The sequence below is a fragment of the Pseudomonas sp. BN415 genome (assembly GCF_029871195.1).
GTDB lineage: Bacteria > Pseudomonadota > Gammaproteobacteria > Pseudomonadales > Pseudomonadaceae > Metapseudomonas > Metapseudomonas resinovorans.
In genome coordinates this window covers 107,521-128,845 of record NZ_SSOK01000031.1, presented here as the reverse complement: position 1 = coordinate 128,845, position 21,325 = coordinate 107,521, and the positions used below count along the sequence as shown (strand labels likewise).

At 63.8% G+C, this 21,325-nt stretch carries 18 protein-coding genes; 11 read left to right on the top strand and 7 right to left on the bottom strand.

Features of this window, described 5'->3' with window-relative positions:
• Nucleotides 1–1,740 (bottom strand): retention module-containing protein (locus tag E8F20_RS09380; protein WP_280283511.1); only part of this gene is annotated, 1,740 nt, incomplete at its 3' end.
• A gap of 467 nt (nt 1,741–2,207) precedes the next feature.
• Here E8F20_RS09380 and E8F20_RS09375 point away from each other — a divergent pair.
• From E8F20_RS09375 to E8F20_RS09365, 3 genes are read left to right on the top strand one after another with little or no spacing between them, the layout of a single operon-like run.
• Nucleotides 2,208–3,563: a TolC family outer membrane protein gene (locus tag E8F20_RS09375; RefSeq protein ID WP_280283510.1), complete on the top strand. Its 1,356-nt coding sequence runs from the start codon at nt 2,208–2,210 to the stop codon at nt 3,561–3,563.
• 22 nt (nt 3,564–3,585) lie between these two features.
• Nucleotides 3,586–5,745: a type I secretion system permease/ATPase gene (locus E8F20_RS09370; protein ID WP_280283509.1), complete on the top strand. Its 2,160-nt coding sequence runs from the start codon at nt 3,586–3,588 to the stop codon at nt 5,743–5,745.
• 11 nt (nt 5,746–5,756) lie between these two features.
• Complete coding sequence (locus E8F20_RS09365; RefSeq protein WP_280283508.1) at nt 5,757–7,109, top strand: HlyD family type I secretion periplasmic adaptor subunit; 1,353 nt, start codon at nt 5,757–5,759, stop codon at nt 7,107–7,109.
• A 345-nt stretch (nt 7,110–7,454) separates the two neighbouring features.
• Here the strand turns inward: E8F20_RS09365 and E8F20_RS09360 are convergent, their stop codons facing one another.
• Together E8F20_RS09360 and E8F20_RS09355 are read right to left on the bottom strand one after the other, a co-directional pair.
• Nucleotides 7,455–8,057: a DTW domain-containing protein gene (locus E8F20_RS09360; RefSeq protein ID WP_280283507.1), complete on the bottom strand. Its 603-nt coding sequence runs from the start codon at nt 8,055–8,057 to the stop codon at nt 7,455–7,457.
• A gap of 155 nt (nt 8,058–8,212) precedes the next feature.
• On the bottom strand, nt 8,213–9,106 hold the full coding sequence (locus E8F20_RS09355; protein ID WP_280283506.1) for a LysR family transcriptional regulator: 894 nt from the start codon (nt 9,104–9,106) through the stop codon (nt 8,213–8,215).
• Nucleotides 9,107–9,401: 295 nt separating this feature from the next.
• Here E8F20_RS09355 and speB point away from each other — a divergent pair, with 295 nt between their 5' ends.
• From speB to E8F20_RS09320, 7 genes are all read left to right on the top strand, one after another.
• A complete protein-coding gene (gene speB / locus E8F20_RS09350; protein WP_137820813.1) occupies nt 9,402–10,361 on the top strand; it encodes an agmatinase in 960 nt (319 codons plus the stop codon).
• 234 nt (nt 10,362–10,595) lie between these two features.
• On the top strand, nt 10,596–11,420 hold the full coding sequence (locus tag E8F20_RS09345; protein ID WP_280283505.1) for a transporter substrate-binding domain-containing protein: 825 nt from the start codon (nt 10,596–10,598) through the stop codon (nt 11,418–11,420).
• A 78-nt stretch (nt 11,421–11,498) separates the two neighbouring features.
• Nucleotides 11,499–12,242, top strand: coding sequence for an amino acid ABC transporter permease (locus E8F20_RS09340; RefSeq protein WP_280283504.1), 744 nt, complete (start codon nt 11,499–11,501; stop codon nt 12,240–12,242).
• 10 nt (nt 12,243–12,252) lie between these two features.
• Entirely contained in the window at nt 12,253–12,984 is a 732-nt protein-coding gene (locus tag E8F20_RS09335; RefSeq protein ID WP_280283503.1) for an amino acid ABC transporter ATP-binding protein, read from the top strand.
• Nucleotides 12,984–13,706, top strand: coding sequence for a class II aldolase/adducin family protein (locus tag E8F20_RS09330; protein WP_280283502.1), 723 nt, complete (start codon nt 12,984–12,986; stop codon nt 13,704–13,706). Before E8F20_RS09335 ends, E8F20_RS09330 begins: the two co-directional genes overlap by 1 nt.
• A gap of 108 nt (nt 13,707–13,814) precedes the next feature.
• A complete protein-coding gene (locus E8F20_RS09325) occupies nt 13,815–15,200 on the top strand; it encodes a sodium:solute symporter (protein ID WP_280283501.1) in 1,386 nt (461 codons plus the stop codon).
• Nucleotides 15,201–15,522: 322 nt separating this feature from the next.
• Complete coding sequence (locus tag E8F20_RS09320) at nt 15,523–16,248, top strand: MBL fold metallo-hydrolase (RefSeq protein ID WP_280283500.1); 726 nt, start codon at nt 15,523–15,525, stop codon at nt 16,246–16,248.
• A 5-nt stretch (nt 16,249–16,253) separates the two neighbouring features.
• On the opposite strand, the gene E8F20_RS09315 is transcribed toward E8F20_RS09320, so the two are convergent.
• Nucleotides 16,254–16,391: a PA1414 family protein gene (locus tag E8F20_RS09315; protein WP_280283499.1), complete on the bottom strand. Its 138-nt coding sequence runs from the start codon at nt 16,389–16,391 to the stop codon at nt 16,254–16,256.
• A gap of 195 nt (nt 16,392–16,586) precedes the next feature.
• Nucleotides 16,587–17,456 (bottom strand): LysR family transcriptional regulator, encoded by an 870-nt coding sequence (locus tag E8F20_RS09310; RefSeq protein WP_028630404.1) that lies wholly within the window; start codon nt 17,454–17,456, stop codon nt 16,587–16,589.
• Nucleotides 17,457–17,565: 109 nt separating this feature from the next.
• On the opposite strand from E8F20_RS09310, the gene E8F20_RS09305 reads away from it, so the two are divergent.
• Nucleotides 17,566–18,756 (top strand): YbfB/YjiJ family MFS transporter, encoded by a 1,191-nt coding sequence (locus E8F20_RS09305; protein ID WP_280283498.1) that lies wholly within the window; start codon nt 17,566–17,568, stop codon nt 18,754–18,756.
• A gap of 116 nt (nt 18,757–18,872) precedes the next feature.
• On the opposite strand, the gene E8F20_RS09300 is transcribed toward E8F20_RS09305, so the two are convergent.
• Both E8F20_RS09300 and E8F20_RS09295 read right to left on the bottom strand, forming a co-directional pair.
• Entirely contained in the window at nt 18,873–19,958 is a 1,086-nt protein-coding gene (locus E8F20_RS09300) for an extracellular solute-binding protein (RefSeq protein WP_280283497.1), read from the bottom strand.
• Nucleotides 19,955–20,995, bottom strand: a complete 1,041-nt coding sequence (locus E8F20_RS09295) for a histone deacetylase family protein (RefSeq protein ID WP_280283496.1) — start codon at nt 20,993–20,995, stop codon at nt 19,955–19,957. The genes E8F20_RS09300 and E8F20_RS09295 overlap by 4 nt, the downstream gene beginning before the upstream one ends.
• Nucleotides 20,996–21,325: the final 330 nt, after the last annotated feature.

The window sequence follows — 21,325 nt, the reverse complement described above, 5'->3', positions numbered from 1 at the left end:
CCCGCCCTCGGCATCCGGGGTGCTCACCTCCACGGTGGGGATGTCGTTGCTGCCGGTGATGGTAAGGGTCAGCGTCGAATTGCTCGGGTCGCCGTCAGCATCCTGCATGGAATAGGCGTATTGCAGGGTCACCTGCTGGCCTTCGGTCAGGGCTTCCACCGCTGCCGAACCATTGGCCAGCACGAAGCTGTAGCTGCCGTCGGCGTTCAGGGTCACCACGCCATAGGGGGTGTTCACCAGCAGGCTGCCATTCTCGCCTGCGGTGGCACCGGCCACCCCGTTCCAACTGGTGAAGGCCTTCGGTTGGTCGGCACCACCCACGTCGTTGCCCAGCACATTGCCGGACAGGCTCGACGGTACGCCGTTCTCCGTCAGGCTGCCGCTGTCCGGGTTGGCCTGCGGCACATCGTCGACGATCTCGATGCTGACATTGGTCGAAATCGGTAGCCCCAGGCCGTCGCTCAAACTGATGAGAAATCCATCTCGCTCCTCGCCTGCGGCGAGGTCGGAAATGGGCCTGGTCAGCGTGTAACTGAAGCTGAAGGTGCCGGTGGAAGCATCGAATCCGGTGATTCGGACAGTGCCAAAAGCCGCTTCGAACCCCCCGCCGATCAAGCTGGCAAGCGGATGCTCCGGGTCGATCTGCAGGTCCAGGCCACCAACGCCCAGGCTCTTCAACTTGTCCAGGCCGTCAGGGTCCCGAATCGTGAAGGTGCCATGCACCACATTGCTGCCATCGCCTTCGCTGGAACCGCCAGGCAGGCCACGCTCGAACACCCGGACGACACCGCCCTCGGCATTGGGGAAATTGACTTCCACAGTTGGAACGTCATTTTGGCCGACGATGGTAATGGTCAGATTTGCGGAGCTCTGGTCGCCATTGCCGTCCTGGATGCTGTAGCCGAAGTCGAGGTTGACGGTCTCCCCTTCGCCCAGCCCTTCGACTGCCGGCGTACCGTTGGCCAGTTCAAAGTTGTAGCTGCCGTCGGGGTTCAGGGTCACCACACCATACGGTGTGCTCACCAGCAGGCTGCCGTTCGGACCGCTGGATGCACCTGGGGCTTGCCAGGAAAGGAACTGCGTTGGCAGATCGGGGCCGCCGTCATCGTTATCCAGCACATTGCCCTGCACGCCTTCGACGCCCTCTTCGACCGTCTGGGCATCATCTTCGGCGACCGGCACACCGTTGACCGGAGGTACGACCACCTCCAGATCCTCTGCCGCAATGGCGACATCGGGATTGGGAAACTCGGGAACCGAGCCGATTGGGCCAGTAGGGAAGCCGATATTGGGATCGACCCTGCCTGCGGTCTCTCCCAACAGCACGAAGGAGTGACCGCCACCGGCGTTACCGGAACCACCGCTACCCGAGCCCGGCCCGGCCGCAGTTGCTTCGGCGGCCTGGGTCGGGTCAACACCCGCCTCGATGGCGGCCTGCAGCTTCTCGACGTCGGTGAGGTCCTGCTCACTGGGTGTGGCGGCGGAATCGTCGGCGACGGGCTGGGTGGCAACTGGGGTGCCGGCCAGCAAGCCGTTGTTCAGTGCCATGCTGCTCTCACGGCCGAGCACCAGTTCCTGGCCGTTGGCCAGGGCCACTGCCACCGCGCCCTGGGCGCCAGTGACCAGTTGCTCGCCAGCGAATACCCGATCGCCTTCGGTGAGCAAGCGGCGTGAACCATCCGCTGCCACTGCGAAGACTTCACCTACGACCTGCCGAACGACCCCGATTGATCCAGCCATGACTCCTTCCTCCCGCACCGCGTGCTGCCAAACGGGCAGCGCCGACACTAGTCAATGAGAGTCACAGCACGTCAAACCGGACATCGGTCCGCTGAAGAAGCGTCAGAGAGAAGAGGCTCACACCCGTACAAAACCACGCAATGTCAATAAAACGTCACGCAGTCCGACGTCGCCCTTCTCCGTCGGATTTACCCCGCCCTGAGTTCCTTGATATGTGCTTGACCACATTTGGCACCCGCAGGTGGGACCTGTAGGCCCCAAAACATGCGATCTGCTGGCAAAAAGATGTCTTGGATTTCCGACGAGTGCATAAGAATTTTTCCTGATAGTGCATGTGAAAATTTCTTCTTAGCCCCTTCGAAAGTTGTTCTTAGCTCTGATGTTACAAGCCTGAAACGGTTTGCCATGGATTTCCGCCAATTTTTCGGCGCCAGGAAGCAAAAATCGGACATGGAGAACGACAAAAAATGCGCACTTTCACCCCCCTGTGGTCCAGCGTTCTGCTTGCCATGGCAGCCACGCAAATCCAGGCCATGACGCTCACGGACGCGATCCAGAGCACCTTGGACAAGCACCCCGAACTCCTCGCCAGCGCCCAGGATCGACTGGTGGCAGACGAAGAGGCGAAAGTCGCCAAAGGTGGGTACTTGCCGACCGTCGACCTGATAACCGGTGTAGGTCGGGAGCAGAGCGACAGCCCCTCCACACGAGCACTCGGTGATCACAACAAGGAAACCCTGAATTTCCGTGATGCCGAACTGCGTCTGCGGCAAATGTTGTTCGATGGTTTCAACACGCCCAACGAGGTGGATCGCACCAAGGCCGTGGTCAATTCACGCGCCTACTTCACCTTGGGTACCGCCGAGAGCCTGGCGCTGCGCACCGTCGAGGTGTACCTGGACGTTCTCAAGCGTCGTGAGATGGTGGCCCTGGCCAAGAACAACCTGATGGCCCACGAGCGTATCCACGACCAGATCGGCCTGCGCAGCGAGCGCGGTGTGGGCAGCACCGCCGACTTCGACCAGGCCGAAGCGCGCCTGGCCCTGGCCAAGAACAATCTCTACACCGAAGAAGTGAACCTGGCCGACGCCGAAGCCAGTTTCTACAGCGCCGTAGGCATGCCGGCCGACGAGCTGGTGACACCGGCCACCATCAAGGGTGAGATGCCCGCCGACCTGATGGCCGCGCGTCAGGGCGTGATGGAAACCAATCCCCTGCTGAAATCGGCCCAGTCCGATGTGCAGGCCGCCGAGAGCCAGTATGAGTCTGCCAAGTCGCCCTTCTACCCGCGCCTGGACGCCGAGTTGGCCACCACCGCTGACGACAACGTGCAGGGCGATGAGGGTCACTACAACACCTGGCGGGCCGGTGTGGTGATGAACTACAACCTGTTCAACGGCATGCGCGACAAGGCCCGGTTGCAAGCCGCGGCCCACCAGATCAACCAGTCCATGGACATCCGCAACAACGCTCTGCGGGTGCTGAACGAAAACCTTGCCCTGGCCTGGAACGCCATGGAAAACGCCCGCAAGCAGACCCCCGAGGCACGCGCCTACGCCGACTACACGGCCCGCGTCCGTGAGGCTTACCAGCAGCAGTTCGGCCTCGGCCAGCGCACCCTGCTGGACCTACTGGACAGCGAGAACGAACTCTTCACCGCCAACCGCCGCTATGTGGAGGTGCGCTACACCGAAGAGTTTTCCATGTACCGGGTGATTTCGGCCATGGGCGACCTGCTGCGCCGCCAGAAGGTCGTGGTCCCGGCTGAAGCCGTCGCCCTCACCGAGGTGAAGAGCGAAGCCCAGTTGCCGGATATGAAGTGAATCAGTATGGGAGTCCAGGACCATGACCACCATGGAACGGACTGACAGTCCCAGAGATCCGCGACAGGGCCATGACGACCCGCTGCTCGACGGCCTGCTGATCCTATGCCGACTGCATGGTCGTGCCGCCAGCCGCGCCAGCCTGAGCAGCGGCCTGCCGTTGCCGGGCCAGCGCCTGTCTGCGGAACTGCTGCCTCGCGCGGCAGCGCGCGCCGGTTTGCAGGGCCGTCTGCTGCGCCGCGAACTAGACGCCATCTCTCCACTCAACCTGCCGCTGCTGCTATTGCTCAAAGGCGGCCGCAGCGCGGTGCTGACCCGCTTCGACGACAAGGGCCGCGCGCTGATCCTGCCCTGCGAAGCCGACGGCGGCGAGCAATGGGTGCCCCGCGACATACTGGCCCTGGAATACAGCGGCCAGGCCCTGTTCGCTCGCCCGCGCCATGAACTGGAGGATGCCCACGCGCCGCTCGTGCCCCGGGTAACCTCCTGGTTCCGCGACACCTTGCGGCTATCCCGCTGGCTCTATGCCGATGCCATGCTGGCAAGCCTGCTGATCAACCTGCTGGGCATGCTGGTGCCGTTGTTCGTGATGCAGACCTACGACCGCGTAGTGCCCAACCAGGCCACCTCGACGCTCTGGGTACTGACCATCGGCCTGCTCATTGGTACTGGCTTCGACCTGCTGCTGCGGGTGCTGCGCGCCAACCTGCTGGACAACGCCGGCAAGAAGACCGACGTGGTGCTTTCGGCGACGCTGTTCGAACGCATCATCGGCATGTCTATCAAGGCGCGGCCGTCCACCATCGGGGGCTTTGCCCAGAGCATCCACGACTTTCAGGGGTTGCGGGAATTTCTCACTGCGGTGACCCTCACCAGCCTGATCGACCTGCCCTTCTCGGTGCTGATGCTGCTGGTGATCGGCCTGCTCGGAGGGCCCCTGGTGGTCATCCCGCTCCTGGCCTTCCCGCTCACCGCGCTCTTCGCCTGGATCATCCAGACGCGCCTGCGCGACACGGTGCAGCGCAGCCTGACCTTGGGCGCCGAACGCCAGGCGCTGCTGATCGAAACCCTCTCGGGCCTGGAAACCCTCAAGGCCTGCGGCGCCGAAAGCGAGCGCCAGCATCGCTGGGAACACACCCACGGCGCCCTCACCCGGCTCGACAGCCATGCCCGTTTCCTCTCCGCCCTGGCCACCAACGGCACCCTGTTCATGCAGCAGTTCGCCGGCCTGGCAGTGATAGTCGCCGGGGTCTACAGCATCATCGCCGGCAACCTCAGCGTCGGTGCGCTGGTGGCCTGCTACATGCTCAACAGCCGCGTGCTCTCGCCACTTGGGCAGATCGCCGGGTTGATAACTCGCTACCAGCAGGCGCGTCTGACCATGAAATCCACCGACGCCCTGATGACCCTGCCCCAGGAGCGTGAGGCCATCCAGCAGCCGCTGGAGCACCAGGTGTTCAAAGGCAATCTGGACATTTGCCAGGTGGAGTTCCGCTACCCGGGGCAGACCACCCCGGCGCTCAACAAGGTCAGCCTGCGCCTGGCCGCCGGAGAGCGCGTCGGCATCATCGGCCGCAGCGGCTCGGGCAAGAGCACCCTGGCGCGCCTGATTCTCGGTTTCTACGCGCCGGACGAAGGCCAACTGCTGCTGGATGGCATCGACCTCCGGCAGACCGACATTGGCGACCTGCGCCAGCAGATCGGCTACGTCAGTCACGACCTGCCGTTGCTGGCCGGCAGCCTGCGCGACAACCTGACCCTGGGCGCGCGCTACGTAAGCGACGAGCGCATGCTCGAAGTCGCGGAAATGACCGGCGTCGGCGAGCTCGCCCGCCAACACCCGCAAGGTTATGACCGGCCGGTGGGCGAGCGCGGCCAGCTGCTTTCCAGCGGCCAGCGCCAGGCCGTGTTGCTGGCCCGCGCACTGCTGCTCGACCCACCCCTGCTTGTGCTCGACGAACCCACCAGCGCCATGGACAACAGCAGCGAAGAACAACTGCGGCAGCGCCTGGCGACCTGGTCTGCGGGCAAGACATTTATCCTCATCACCCATCGCAGCTCGATGCTGGCGCTTGTCGATCGCCTGGTGGTACTGGACAACGGCCAGGTGGTCGCCGACGGGCCCAAGGACACCGTCATCGACGCCCTGCGCAAAGGCCGCATCGGCCAGGGCAATGCCTGAGGAGACACGCCATGGCCAGCGCAGAAAAGTCCACCCCCTACTTCGGTCGCCGCAACCGCGCCGATACCGCGTTCATGCCGGAAGTGGCCGGCGCCATGCTGGAAGACTCGCCACGGGCCACCCGCATCACGGTCTGGGTGGCGTGTACCCTGCTGCTGGTGGCGCTGATCTGGGCGCACTTCGCGGTGCTGGAGGAAGTGACCACCGGTGAAGGCAAGGCGATCCCCTCCAGCAAGGTGCAGGTGATCCAGAACCTGGAAGGCGGCATCGTCTCGGAAATCCTCGTGCGCGAGGGCCAGGTGGTGGACAAGGGCGCTGTGCTGCTGCGCCTGGACGACACCCGCTTCCTCTCCAACAAGGGCGAGAGCGAGGCTGACAGGCTGGCCCTGACGGCCCGCGTCGAACGCCTTTCAGCCGAAGCCGAGGGGCGCGAACTGGCCCTGCCCGAAGAGATCATGCGCGAGGCGCCGCAACTGGCCGAGGACGAAACATCGCTGTACCGGGCACGCGCCCAGCGCCTCGAAAGCGAGCAGCGCATTCTCAGCGAACAGCTGCGGCAGAAGAAGCAAGAACTGGCCGAGTTCCGTTCCAAGAGCGGGCAGTACCGCTCCAGCCTGGGGCTGATCCAGCAAGAGCTGAACATGTCCCAGCCCCTGGTGAAGGCCGGCGCCATCTCCCAGGTGGAGATCCTCCGCCTGCAGCGCAGCGCCGTGGAAACCCGTGGCGAACTGGAGGCGACCAACCTGGCCATCCCTCGCGCCGAATCGGCCATGTCCGAGATCGAGCGGAAGATGGAGGAAAGCCAGCTTGCCTTCCGCTCCGACGCCTTCAAGGAACTCAACGAGGTGCGCACCGAGCTGTCGAAAATAACCTCCACCGGCAAGGCCATCGACGACCGCGTCAGCCGCACCACCGTGGTGTCTCCGGTACGCGGGGTGATCAAGCAGCTCAAGGTGAACACCATCGGCGGCGTGGTGCAGCCCGGCAGCGACCTGGTGGAAGTGGTGCCGCTGGAAGACAGCCTGCTGATCGAAGCGCGCATCCGTCCGCAAGACGTGGCCTTCCTGCACCCCGGCCAGAAAGCCATGGTCAAGTTCACGGCCTATGACTACACCATCTACGGCGGCCTCAAGGCCGATCTGGAGCTGATCAGCGCCGACACCATCCAGGATGAGGAAGGCAAGAGCTTCTACTTGATCCAGGTGCGTACCGATAAGAATCACCTGGGCAAGGACGACCACCCGCTGCTGATCATCCCCGGCATGGTCGCCACGGTGGACATCATCACTGGCCAGAAGACCGTGCTGGACTACCTGCTCAAGCCGGTGCTGAAAGCCCGGCAGGAAGCGATGCGCGAGCGGTGAGGCGATGCAGTCCCGTAGGGTGGAAATCGCTTTTCATTTCCACCATTCGGAATCCGGCGTGACGCCGATGGTGGATGAATAAAGCGTCATCCACCCTACATCTAGCGATTGACCATCGGGCCAAGAGCCTTGTAGGAGCTGGCTTGCCAGCGAAACACTGCCATTCGCTGGCAAGCCAGCGCCTACGGGCCATGCAGCTACTTGCAACACGTAATGCAGACGGAGCTATTTCAATCGCCAAGCAGAACGAGTTCCTACCCCTTCGACTCCCTGCATTTCCCACTAGCCCTCACCCCAACCCTCTCCCAAAGGGGGAGGGAGCTTGCTTGTGCGCCCCTTCGGGATTCATTCACCATCCCCGTGGTTCTTCCTGAAAGTCTCCTCCCCCATCGCCTCGATCTGTCCCTGAATCAGCGCTTCGAACGGCCGTAGCAGGTCGTCGTAGCGCGCTGGCGCTTCGACGATATCGAGGGCAGCAACAATAGCTTCGAGAGTGGACAAGGCACCCGCCATGGGCGCCTTGCGCAAGCGGTAGCGGGAGGTCAGCCCCTCGGGCAGGGTCACCCGTGGCAGGGCTTGGAGTTCGGGGTTGAGGTAGAGCAACTTGCGCGCCTTGCGCCAGGTGCCATCGGGCACCACCAGCAGCAGTGGGCGCGGATCGGTGGCCCCCATTTCGCCCACCGGCCGGGCCGCCTCGCCGGGAAACAAGAGGCAGGCGCGGTAGTCCGGATCGGCGAGTGTGTCGGCCAGATCGGCGAAGCGCTCGCCCACCCGCAACTCCGCATTCGCCAGCCCCAGGGCTGCCAGGCGCGCGGTGTTCAGGGCATGGCTCACCTCGCTCGGATGCTGCAACAGCAGCACGCGGGTACGGCTGGCCAGATGCGGAATCAGCGGGCACAGGCAATGGGTTTCGGGTCGCTGACAGCGCGGGCATTGAGGGCGGGGCATGAAGGGTCTCCTGAGAGGCGCATTCTGCCACAGGGTGTCCAGGCGACACGCTGGGGCGGCTACACCACCCTTGGCGAATGAATGAATTCGCCCCGACAAGGAACTCGCGGGTGAAGCCGCCAAACATAAGGCACAACGCAAAAACTCTGCGAACGTCAGCGCAGGTTCAACTGGGCCCGCAACAAGTCACGGAAGGTGAGGATCAATGGCTCCTTGGCCCGCCCCCGGCGCAGGATCATGGAAAACGGCGCCTGGTAGCCGAAGGTCGCCGGCAGCAGGACCCGCAGGCGCTTCTGCTCGACCCAGGGCTGAGCGTAGTGCTCGGGCAGGTAGCCGATGTAGGCGCCGGACAGCACCAGGATCAGTTGCGCTTCCATGGATTCCACTGTCGCCGCGCTGTGCTTGAAGCCGTGGCGCGCCAGTTCTGCCTGGCTCCAGTAGCCACGCCCCACCATGCGCTGCTGAGTGATGAGCTCGCCAGGAATGCGCCGCTCGTTGTACAGCGGGTGGCGCTCACTGCAATAGAGCCAGTGCTGTTCGCGGTAAAGTGGCTGGTAGACCAGGCCGTTCATCCGCGTGGAGAACGCGCCGATGGCCAGGTCCAGGCGGTTGTCGAGCACACCGAGCTGCAGATCGTAAGGGCTCATCACCGAGAGGTGCAGGTGCACCGCCGCGTGCTCTTGGCTGTAGGCGCCGATCACTTCAGCCAGCGGCAAAGCGGGATCGCTCACTGTGGAGTCGAGCACACCGAGATTCAGCGTGCCGCGCAGCTCGCCCTTGAGAGACGCGGAGTAGCGCTCGAAGCTTTCCAGCTCGCCCAACAGACGCAGGGTCTCCTGGTAGTACAGCTCGCCTTTGCTGGTCAGGCTGAACCCGCCCCGCCCGCGATGGCAAAGCGTCAGGCCCACCTGCCCTTCCAGCTGGCTCATGTAGGTGCTGATGGCCGAGGTGGAGAGGTTCAATTCCTGCTGCGCGGCGGCGAAGCCCTGGTTGCGGACCACGCTGGCGAAGATGCGCAGGAGTTTCAGGTCGGGCATGGCGGTGGACATGGGGGCTCCGGATAGGCCGAGAACAATGCAGGGTCCCTTCCTGTGGGGGCGAAATCATTCGCTGAGCAGGCCGCAGGCCTGCCAATGCAATGTCTCATGGGGCCGCTGCGCGTCCCTTAGCGAATGAACTCGCCCCCACAAGAACCGGTGTTCGCCACCAGCCGCGGCAGTGTACCCGCTCCCGATAGTTTAGAAATCCTTGAAGTAATTATTTGCAGCCAGCGATTTTTCAGTGATGGCACTGTCACCAGAATCCCCCCACTACCTACAACCACAACAACCGTGAGGCCACCCCGTGGACAAGAAACTCCATCAGCCCCTGGGCGGCAATGAAATGCCCCGTTTCGGCGGCATCGCCACCATGATGCGCCTGCCCCACATTCAAACTCCCGCCGAACTCGACGCCCTGGATGCCGCCTTCGTAGGCGTTCCGCTGGACATCGGCACCTCCCTGCGTTCCGGTACCCGCTTCGGCCCCCGCGAAATCCGCGCCGAATCGGTGATGATCCGCCCGTACAACATGGCGACCGGCGCAGCGCCCTTCGATTCGCTGAACGTGGCCGACATCGGCGACGTTGCCATCAACACCTTCAACCTGCTGGAAGCCGTGCGCATCATCGAGCAGGAATACGACCGCATCCTCGGCCACGGCATCGTCCCGCTGACCCTGGGCGGCGACCACACCATCACCCTGCCGATCCTGCGTGCCATCAACAAGGTGCACGGCAAGGTGGGCCTGGTGCACATCGACGCCCACGCCGACGTCAACGACCACATGTTCGGCGAGAAGATCGCCCACGGCACCACCTTCCGCCGCGCCGTGGAAGAAGGCCTGCTGGATTGCGACCGCGTGGTACAGATCGGCCTGCGCGCCCAGGGCTACACCGCTGAAGACTTCAACTGGAGCCGCAAGCAGGGCTTTCGCGTGGTCCAGGCCGAAGAGTGCTGGCACAAGTCGCTGGCACCGCTGATGGCTGAAGTCCGCGAAAAAGTCGGCGGCGGCCCGGTTTACCTCTCCTTCGACATCGACGGCATCGACCCGGCCTGGGCGCCCGGTACCGGCACCCCGGAAATCGGCGGCCTGACCACCATCCAGGCGATGGAAATCATCCGTGGCTGCCAGGGCCTGGACGTCATCGGCGGCGACCTGGTCGAAGTCTCCCCGCCCTACGACACCACCGGCAACACCTCGCTGCTGGGCGCCAACCTGCTCTACGAAATGCTCTGCGTCCTGCCGGGCGTTGTGCGTCGTTGAGCGCAGCCATGACCGGGCAGCAACAGGTACTGGAGGACGCCAGCTTCGTCCTCCACACCTGCGACAAGCCGCTGTCCCCTGGCACTGCTGACGACTCTTCAGGAACCAGCCCTTAGCCACGGCCCCAAAGGCCCGCTCAGGTTTCTCCTGAAGCTGCATAAGAACGAAACAGCTCCACTTTATTGCGACTGCCTACAACAACAACCACTGCAATACGCCTTGAAGGAGTTAACGATGAGCAATCGTCCGCTGAAACTGTTTGCCCTCGCCGGTCTGTTCGCCGCCACCCTCAGCGGTGGCGCCATGGCCGCCGACGCCAAGCCCTCGTTCGTGAGTTCGGGAAGTTTCCAGGTCTGTTCCGACCCGACTTTCCCGCCGCTGGAGTTCTTCGAGAAAACCGGTGACCGCGAACCCAGTGGCTTCGACGCGGACCTGATTCGCGCCCTGGCCAAGCACTGGGGCGTGAAACCTCGCTTCATCGTCACCGAGTTCACCGGCCTGCTCCCGGGCCTGGATGCCAAGCGTTGCGACGCGGTGATCAGCGGCACGCTGATCACGCCTGAGCGCACCCAGAAGCTGAACGCCGTGGCCTACCTCGCCAGCGCCACCATCGTCTTTGGCAGCGGCAAGAGCGACCTCACACTGAACAGCCTGGACGACCTCTCCGGCAAGGTGGTGGCGGTGCAGTCCGGCACCCGCTACGTGACCATCATGGAAAAGCTCAATGCTGACCTGAAGGCCGCTGGCAAGGCCCCGGCCACCCTGCAGACCTATCCGAAAGGCAGTGACGTGGCCCAGCAGGTACTGGTTGGCCGCGCCGCCGCCGGCCTGTCCCAGGACACCGAACTGGCCTACCGCGAACTGCAGACCCCTGGCCAGTTCAAGACCCTCTACGCGTTCCCCGAAAAGGACATCTTCGGCGCCTACATGCGTCCGAGCCCGGAAGACAAGAAAGCCGTCGAGGACGCCGTGTCAGCCCTGAAAGCCGACGGCACCCTCAAGTCCATCGCCGAGAAATGGAAGCTCGATCCAGCCAACCTGGAAACCGCCGCGCAGTAAGCAAGGCCAACGGCCCGCCCCTCTCCCGCTTGCGGGGGAGGGTGCAACGGCACGCTTCCATTTACGCAGGACACGTACATGAACTTCGATGTGACTGTCTTCTGGGACGCCCTGACGTCCTGGCACTTCTTCCAGGGTGCTTGCATCACCCTGGTGCTGGCCCTGGTGTCCCACTCGGTGGGCATCCTGATTTCCATTCCCTGCGCCCTGGCCCTGGACGGTCCGGCGAGCGTGTGGCGCAGCACGCTGCGCGGCGTACTCAGCGTATTCCGCGGCGCCCCGACGCTGCTGCAACTGTTGTTCGTGTGGAACGCCCTGCCGCAGTTCTTCCCGGTGTTCCGTGAAGAATGGTTCACCCCCTTCATCGCTGCCTGGATCGCGCTGTCGCTCAACGAAGCCGCCTACCAGGTGGAAATCAACCGCGCCGCGCTGAAATCCGTGGACAAGGGCCAGTACGCCGCCGGTCACGCCCTGGGCCTGTCGCGCTGGCACACCTTCCGTTACGTCATCATGCCGCAGGCCGCGCGCATCGCCGTACCGCCAACCGCCAACGAGTTCATCACCCTGCTGAAGATCACCTCGCTGGCTTCGGTCATCTCGCTGCAGGAACTGATGGCGGTGACCTCGCAGACGGTCTCCACCACCTTCCAGTTCTCCGAGTACTACGCCGTCGCGCTCGTTTACTACCTCGTCATGGTCTACACCCTGACCTGGATGCAAAGCGGACTCGAACGACGCCTCTCCTGGGATGCCCAGGGCAGTGCCAGCAGCAAATCCGTCGGCCTGGTGCAACGCACCCTGGCTCGCATGCGCCGTATCTGAGGACTCCGCCATGAACGAAATCATTCGTCTGCAGAACGTCGGCAAGCGCTATGAGGATTTCCAGGTGCTGCAGGGCATCGACCTGTCGGTGCGCCAGGGCGAGAAGATCGTCATCTGCGGCCCGTCGGGCTCCGGCAAGTCGACCCTGATCCGCTGCATCAACCGCCTCAATCCCCATGACAGCGGCACCATCATTGTCGAGAACCAGGACATCTCCACCAAGGCCGGAAGCGACCACGTGCGTCGCGAAGTGGGCATGGTGTTCCAGAACTTCAACCTGTTCCCCCACATGACGGTGCTCGAAAACTGCACCCTGGCGCCGATGAAGGTCCGTGGCATGTCGCGCAAGGAGGCCGAGGAACTGGCCCTGCGCTACCTCAACCGCGTACATATCGGTTCCCAGGCGTACAAGAAGCCCGGCCAGCTCTCCGGCGGCCAGCAGCAGCGCGTGGCCATCGCCCGCGCCCTGTGCATGAACCCCAAGGTGATGCTGTTCGACGAGCCCACCTCGGCGCTGGACCCGGAAATGGTCGGCGAAGTGCTGGAAGTGATGACCGAACTGGCCCAGGACGGCATGACCATGCTCTGCGTGACCCACGAAATGGGCTTCGCCCGCAAGGTGGCCGACCGCGTGGTGTTCATGGACGCCGGCCAGATCGTGGAAACCGCCACGCCCAGCGAGTTCTTCGACAACCCCCAGCATCCGCGTACCCGCGCATTCCTTTCGCAGATCCGTCACTGATGAACGCACAGAACGAAGCCATCCTGCGCCGTGACCTGGCGGCCGCCTACCGGCTGGCCGCGCTCTTCGGCTGGGACGACACCCTCTACACCCACTTTTCGGTTCGCCTGCCGGGCGTCGAGCCGCGGTTCCTGATCAACCCGTTCGGGCTGATGTTCGAGGAAATCCGCGCCAGCGACCTGATCGTGGTCGACATGCATGGCCGGGTGCTGGAAGGCAACGCCGACTACAACGTCGCGGGCTTCACCATTCACAGCGCCGTGCACATGGCCCGCGCCGATGCCCACTGCGTGATCCACACCCATACCCTGGCGGGCATGGCGGTGGCCGCGGCGGACAACGGCCTGGCCCAGCTCAACCAGATCAGCGCCGAGTTTCACCAGCGGGTGGGTTACCACACCTACGAAGGCATCGCCCTGGACCTGGGTGAGCGGGAGCGACTGGTGGCATCGCTGGGCGACAACATCGCCCTGATGCTGCGCCATCACGGCCTGCTCAGCGTCGGCGCCAGCGTCGCCGACGCCTTCTACGTCATGTACTACCTGAACAAGGCGTGCGAGATACAGATCGCCGCCTCCACCCTGCGGGGCATCCGCGAGATGCCCAACGAGCTCAGCGTGCATGCCTGCGAGCAGTTCCAGGCGAGCGAGTGGCAACGCCAGCTGGTCTGGGAAGCCTGGCTGAGAAAGCTCGAGCGGGAGTGCCCCGAATACAAGGAATAGGAAAAGCAGGATTGCTTGAAACGGCGCAGTGTGAAGCGTTGCGTGCCTTTGCAACACCTGTCGCGGCCTAAAAAGTCGTGACAACAACAATAGTAAGAGAGACCTGAAATGGCTTTGGATTTATTCGTAGTACTCCTATACGTAGCTGCCATGCTCGCACTGGGCTGGTACGGCATGCGCCGCGCCAAGACCCGTGAAGACTACCTGGTCGCCGGGCGCAACCTGGGCCCGGGCTTCTACCTCGGCACCATGGCCGCCACGGTTCTCGGCGGCGCCTCCACCATTGGCACCGTTCGCCTGGGCTACGTCCACGGTATTTCCGGTTTCTGGCTCTGCGCCGCCCTGGGCCTGGGCATCATCGGTATCAGCCTGTTCCTCGCCAAGCCGCTGCTGAAGCTGAAGATCTACACCGTCACCCAGGTGCTGGAACGTCGCTACAACCCAACGGCGCGCCACGCCAGCGCCGCAATCATGCTGGTCTACGCCCTGATGATCGGTGCGACCTCCACCATCGCCATCGGCACCGTCATGCAGGTGCTGTTCGACATGCCGTTCTGGATCGCCATCCTGATCGGCGGTGGCATCGTGGTCGCCTACTCCACCATCGGTGGCATGTGGTCCCTGACCCTGACCGACATCGTGCAGTTCCTGATCATGACCATCGGCCTGGTATTCATCCTGATGCCGATGTCCATCAGTGATGCAGGCGGCTGGGACGCTCTGGTCGAGAAGCTTCCGGCAAGCTACTTCTCCATGACCGCCATCGGTTGGGACACCATCATCACCTACTTCCTGATCTACTTCTTCGGCATCTTCATCGGCCAGGACATCTGGCAGCGCGTGTTCACGGCCCGTAGCGAAAGCGTGGCCAAGGTCGCCGGCACCGCCGCTGGCGTCTACTGCGTGCTCTACGGTCTGGCCGCCGCTGCGATCGGCATGGCCGCCAAGGTGCTGCTGCCCGACCTGGACAACGTCAATAACGCCTTCGCCAGCATCGTTCAACTGAGCTTGCCGGATGGCATCCGTGGCCTGGTGATCGCCGCTGCCCTGGCCGCCCTGATGTCCACTGCCAGCGCCGGCCTGCTGGCCGCCTCCACCACCGCCGCGCAGGACCTGTGGCCGCTGTTCACCGGCCGCAAGGGAGAGGAAGGCAGTGCCCATGAAAACCGCATCTTCACCCTGCTGCTCGGCCTGGTGGTCCTCGGTATCGCCCTGGTCGTCAGCGACGTGATCAGCGCCCTGACCCTGGCGTACAACCTGCTGGTGGGCGGCATGCTGATCCCGCTGCTGGGCGCCATCTACTGGAAGCGCGCCAGCACCGTCGGCGCCATCGCCAGCATGGTCCTGGGCAGCATCACCGCCTGCGTCTTCATGTACACCGACGGCCTCGAAGCCAACACCCCGATCTACTACAGCCTGGCTGTAGGCGCGGTGAGCTTCGTGATCATCAGCCTGCTGTCCCGCCGCCCGGCTGCAGCGGGCGAACTGGCCTGACATGCACTGCCGCCTCTCCCCGGAGGCGGCATTTCCCGCCCCGGTCCGGCCCTGCCGACCGGGGCTTTTTTTGTTCGATTGCCCCCTGGGCGACCTACCCTTATAGGGGCGAACTCATTCGCGCTGTCTGCATTACGTGTTGCAAGCAGCTGCATGGCTCGTAGGAGCTGGCTTGCCAGCGAATGGCCCCGTTTCGCTGGCAAGCCAGCTCCTGCAAGGCTATTGGCCCGATGGTAAATCTCTCGCATCAGCCAACGCAGATATAGCGAATGAATTCACGCCAACAGATTCAGCCCCAGGCAAACCAGGCACGGAGCACCCCATGAAAATCGTCAGCCGCGACCAGTGGTTCGAAGTTGAGCACTGCTATGACGGCATCAGCCTGATCAGCGAGCCCTTCGTGCGCCCCTTCTATCGCTGCAACCTCTGGCACGTACAGGGCCGCGACAAGGACTTGCTGATCGACTCTGGCTCGGGCCTGGTCAGCCTGCGCGAACAGTTGCCCTGGCTCACCCAGCGGCCGTTGCTGGCCGTGGCCAGCCACACCCATTTCGACCATATCGCCGGCCACCACGAATTCCCCGAACGTCTGGTGCACCCGGCGGAAGCGGACATACTGGCTGCGCCCACCGGGGCCAATACCCTGTCGGCGGATTTCGTCGGTGATGAGATGTTCGAAGCGCACCCGGACTGCCCGCTGTGCTACGCCGAATACCACGTGAAAGCGGCACCGGCGACGCGGCTGATCGACGAGGGCGATGTGCTGGACCTGGGAGACCGGGTCCTGGAAGTGCTGCATACCCCCGGGCATTCACCCGGCGGCATCAGCCTGTGGGAATCGAAGACAGGCACACTCTTCAGCGGCGACATCATCTACGACGGCCCGCTGATCGATAACGCTTACCACTCAAACCTGGACGACTACGCAAAAAGTCTCGCACGGCTGCGCGACCTTCCGGTGCGCACCGTGCATGGCGGTCATTTCCCGAGCTTCTCAGGTGAGCGCTTGCGCGAGTTGGCGGACAACTGGCTCAGGACTCACGAGTAAGCCGATTACTCCCTCAAGTGGCGCTGCTCGGCGAGACGGCGCTGCTCTTCGCTACGGATTGGGATGGGTTGCAGGCGCGGTGCTTCGATCAGACCCAGCGCGACACCCAGTTGCCACATCCACGCTTCTAGTCGTTTCTTCATGCTTGACCCCCTTTCCTGGGACATTGGTCGGGTGGCCCGTGCTTCTTGGGCCACCCTTGTCTGGAGCTTAGTTGCTCCGGGCAAGATCCAAAATACGCTCGCCCGGAAATTTCCTACTGACCTGAATCAAACCGCTGAACGGTATTACGGAGCAGTCCTACAACCATGCATGACGCTGATCGGTGACGCGTGATCCTACTGCGCCTGGCGGCCGTCCTGCTGCAGGTCGATCCAGGCGCGCAGATTGGCGCCGAGCATGCCCTTGCGCCACATCAGCCAGGTGGTGGTGCGATTGAACGGCGCGTCCAGTTGGTGAACCCGGACCTCGTCCCGCCCGGGCAGGCTTTCCAGCATTGAACGCGGTACCAGGGCAATGCCGCCGCCGGCGATCACGCAGGCCAGCATGCTGTGATAGGACTCGATCTCCATGGGCGGCGCCATCGGCACTCTTGATGCGACGAACCAGCCTTCCAGGCGGCGGCGATACGAGCAGCTCTGGCGGAAGGCGTAGACCTCCAGCCCGGCCACATCCTGGGCCGACTTCACCGGCCCGTGGGCGGCCTCGGTAATCAACACCATCTCCTCTTCGAACATCGGCAGGCCGTCGAGCTCGGCGAACTCCACCGGGCCGTCTACCAGGGCGGCATCCAGCCGGCCACCGAGCAGGCCTTCCAGCAGCTCGCCACTGGGTGCGGTCTGCACCTGCAGGTTCACCGCAGGCCAGGTGCGGTGGTAGCGCACCAGCATGGGTGGAAGGTGGATGGCGGCGGTGCTGAACATGGACCCGATCACGAAGTCCCCAGCCGGCTCACCGCCACGCAAGGCCGCCTCAGCCTCGGCCTGCAGGGCGAACATGCGCTCGGCGTAACCCAACAGCACCTTGCCCGCAGGAGACAACGTCAGGCGCTGCCGTTCGCGCAGGAACAGCTCGACACCCAGCGCATCCTCGAGCTGGCGCAAGCGCGTCGAGAGGTTGGAGGGGACACGATGCATGCGAGTGGCAGCGCGTGTGATGGAGCCTTCCTCGGCAACGGCCTGGAAGATGCGGAGCTGGCTGAGTTCCATGGCAAACCATTCAATAAAAGAGAACATACGCGTTCATTTTTATTCGTTTTTAATGAATACAACCAGCCCCTAGCATGGAAATCCCGATGACCAGCACCGGAGAACTCCCATGCCCACGCTGATCCGACTATTCGCCTGCTTTCTGGCCCTGCTCGTTGCCATGGGTGTCGGCCGCTTTGCCCTCACCCCGCAACTCCCACACCTGATTGCCGAAGGCCAGGTAAGCCTGACCGGTGCCGGCCTGGTGGCCGCCGCCAACTACCTGGGCTACCTGATCGGCGCACTGGATGCCTTTAATGTCAGGTCGCCGGGCCAGGCTCGCCTGCGCCTGGTGATCGGACTCTGGGCCACTGCGCTGTTGACCCTGGCCTCGGTGCCGGCGGAAGGTCTCTGGCCCCACGTCCTGCTGCGCTTCGCCTTGGGCGTCGCCAGCGCCTGGGTGCTGGTGGTGGTCACCGGCCTCAGCCAGCGCATTGCAGCGGATGCCAATCGGCCACGCTTGGGCAGCCTGGTGTTCGCGGGCCCAGCCTTTGGCGTCATGCTGACCGGGTTTCTGGCCCTGGAGCTGAACCTGCAACGCCAAGGCTCTGCCGCACTCTGGCTGGCTTTCGGCGCACTGGCACTCGTGTTGACCCTGCTGACGCAGCCACTGCTGCCCTCCCCACCGACAGCAGCGCCGCAGATGGAAACACCGGCCCGCGCCCGGCCAAAAGCCTTCTACGCCTTGCTGGTTGCATACGGACTGGTGGGCTTGGGCTACATCATCCCAGCCACCTTCCTCTCACAGATGGCAGCCGCGCGCTTCCACGGACAATGGCAGGCAGACCTGTTCTGGCCGGCCTTCGGCCTGGCAGCAGCGTTGGGTGTAGTACTGGTCAGCCTGCGTCGGCAAAGCCCCGGCGGTGCACGGCGCTGGATGGTGGTAGCGCTCTGGCTTCAGGCGCTCGGCACCCTCGCCTGTACCCTGCCGGGCATGGCTGGACTGACCCTGGGCGTGATCCTTAGCGGCGGTCCCTTCCTTGCCGGCATGCAACTGGTGATGCAGTACGCACGGGAGCTGGACCCACACGGCCATTCGCGCAATGTCGGGCTGCTGACCGCCGCCTTCGCCCTTGGGCAGCTGCTCGGCCCACTGCTGGCAGCGGTCAGCAGCCACCTCGGCGGTGGCCTGCAACCGGCGCTCTATGTAGCGGGGGTGGGATTGGTGCTGGCGGGAGGGCTGATGGCTCGTCCGGGCGCCAGCCCTGTAAAGGCGAATTCATTCGCCAAGCAGGCCAAAGGCCTGCCCTGCGGGAACTGACTGGGAACCCGGCCTGCAGGATGCGATAGAGCGCTGCGATACCCATCGATACGCGCTGATGGGTTTCGCTTCGCTCAAGCGGCACGCCGCCCGCACCATCCTAAAACGTGCCGGCGCTAGGTGCCGGTCTTGACCTTGGTCCAGGTGCGGGTCCGGATGCGCTCCAGCTTCGGCGGCAGCATTTCCACCGAGAACAGCCTGGCCTGCACCTCGGCCGGCGGGTAGACGTTGGGGTTGTCGCGCAGCTCCGCAGAGGTCAACTGATCCGCCGCCTGGTTGGGGTTGGCGTAGGCCACATGGTCGGAGATGGGCGCCACCACTTCCGGGCGCAGCAGGTAGTTGAGGAAGGCGTGGGCCTGCTCGACATTCTGCGCATCCTTCGGAATGGCCAGCACATCGAACCAGGCTGCAGTGCCCTCCTTGGGAATGCGGTATTCCACCTTCACGCCGTTGCCGGCCTCACGCGCCCGCGCTGCCGCCTGCATCGCGCCACCGGACCAGGCCAGCGCCACACAGACTTCGCCATTGGCCAGATCGGTGACGAACTTCGAGGAGCTGAAATAGCTGACGTGAGGCCGCAGCTTCGCCAGCAGCTCCTCGGCCTTCTTGTAGTCGTCCGGGTTGTGGCTATTGGGCGACAGGCCCAGGTAGTGCAGCACTTCCGGAATCACCTCGGTGGGCGAATCGAGGAAGGCCACGCCGCACTGCTTGAGCTTGGCCAGATTGTCCGGGTTGAAGATCAGCTCCCAGGAATCAACCGGGGCGTTCTCCCCCAGTACCGCCTTCACCTTGTCGACGTTGTAGGCAATGCCATTGGTGCCCCACATGTAAGGCATCACGTACTGGTTGCCCGGGTCCTTGGCGGCCAGGACCTTGAGCAGCGCCGGGTTGAGGTTCTTCCAGTTGGGCAACTTGCTCTTGTCCAGCGGCTGGAACACCCCGGCCTTCATGTAGTTGGGCAGGAAGCTGTCACTGGGCACCACCAGGTCGTAGCCGGAATTGCCGGAAAGCAGCTTGGCCTCCAGCACTTCGTTGCTGTCGTAAACGTCGTACTGGGGCTTGATGCCGCTGTCGGCCTGGAAGTTCTTCAGGGTGTCCGGACCGATGTAGTCGAACCAGTTGTAGATGCGTACCTGGGGCTCGGCCACGGCACTCAGCGAGGCGCCCAGCAAGGCCCCCGCCAGCAGGATGCGCGCCTTCATTGCGCAGCTCCTTCAAAGCCTTGCAACACGTTCACCGCATTCACGCCGATAGCTTCCACCGCGTAGCCGCCTTCCATGATGAACAGGGTCGGCAGACCGAGGGCGGCAATGCGCTGGCCCATGCGGATGTAGTCGGGCGAGTCCAGCTTGAACTTGGAAATGGGGTCGTCCTTGTAGGTGTCCACGCCCAGGGAGATCACCAGCGCATCCGGCGCGTACGCGGCGATCTTCCGGCAGGCGTCGTCGAGGGCAGCGGACCAGCCGTCCCAACCGGTGCCATGGGGCAGCGGGTAGTTGTGGTTATAGCCGGCACCTTCACCTTCGCCGCGCTCATCGGCATGCCCTAGGTAGTAGGGGTATTCCACCAGCGGGTCGCCGTGGATCGAGGCGAAGAGCACGTCGCTGCGATCGTAGAACAGCTCCTGGGTGCCATTACCGTGGTGATAGTCGACGTCGAGGATGGCCACGCGTTTGGCGCCCTGGTCGAGGAAGGCCTGGGTGACGATGGCGGCATTGTTGAAGAAGCAGTAGCCGCCCATGAAGTCGCTGCCGGCGTGGTGTCCCGGCGGACGGCAAAGGGCGAAGGCGGTGTTGGCGCCCTGGCGCATGTGGTCCTGGGCGGTCAGCGCCACCTGGGTGGAGCTGTACACGGCCTGCCAGGTGCCGGCAGTGATGGGCGCCTCGGTGTCGAAGCAGTAGTGACCGAGTTGGCCGTGCAGCGCGGTGGGGATGGGGCCATCGCGGCGCAGGCGACGTGCCGGGAAGGTGGTGGGGAGCATGTCGCAGCTATGGCCTTCGGCGGCCCAGCGGTCCCAGGCGCCCTTGAGGAACTCCACATAAGCCGCGTCATGCACGCGCAGGACGGGCTCCAGGCCGAAGTCCTTCGGCTCGATCACGTCACCGATTGCCTGCTGGCGAACCCGTGCCAGCACGGTGTCCGCGCGGCTGGGCATTTCGAAGCAGGGCTGGAGCTTGCCATCGACCAGTTCCGACTGGCCAAAGTGGAGACGGTGATCGTCGCTATAGACGGTCAGCATGGGGAGCACCTCATCGGTCTTGTTATTGATAGGTGGATTCTGCGCGGGACAGGGGTGGGTTGCGCAGTGGTGGCGACGGCCAATAGGAGATCGATATGGCCAAGTTTCCTGGCCGATCAACCCTCTACCCCTGGCTCGCGCCTTACGGCATGTAGCCCGGATGAAATCCGGGAAATGGCCCGCCCGGCTCCCGGACTGCATCCGGGCTACGGCACTGCGGCGTGGCAGCATTGTGGGGGCGAATTCATTCGCCAAGGGCAGCGCAGCTGCCCCCTGACGCCACGTAGGGCGAACCTGCGGTCCGCTTTGCGATTGAAATCGCCCCCACAG